The organism is Polaribacter sp. BAL334 (genome assembly GCF_015767435.1).
Classification (GTDB): domain Bacteria; phylum Bacteroidota; class Bacteroidia; order Flavobacteriales; family Flavobacteriaceae; genus Polaribacter.
In genome coordinates this window covers 1-334 of record NZ_JADWOV010000045.1, presented here as the reverse complement: position 1 = coordinate 334, position 334 = coordinate 1, and the positions used below count along the sequence as shown (strand labels likewise).

The window sequence follows — 334 nt, the reverse complement described above, 5'->3', positions numbered from 1 at the left end:
TAGAAAACACTAGGAATTTAAAAGAAATTTTTGGTGAAGATTATAAAAATATCGCCAAAGAGCAAATTGAATTAATCATGGTAATTTCAAATCATATCACCGAAATTAATTCACTAAGTTTACAAATGATTGAAGCTCGTAAACAAGCCAATCAACTATCTGGCGTTAAAATGGCAGAAGCGTATTGTAAAACGGTAAAACCATTTTTTGAGCAAATACGGTATCATTGTGATAAATTAGAAACCATGGTAGATGATAATTTGTGGCCATTAACTAAATACCGAGAATTATTATTTACACGATAAAAGAAAACATCCTACTTTTCAGTAGGATT

The 334-nt window shown here is 29.6% G+C and carries 1 pseudogene; it reads left to right on the top strand.

The window, feature by feature from the left end:
- Positions 1-305 (top strand): annotated as a pseudogene (locus IU405_RS00245) (glutamine synthetase type III); the annotation flags it as partial.
- Between the last annotated feature and the right edge of the window lie 29 nt (positions 306-334).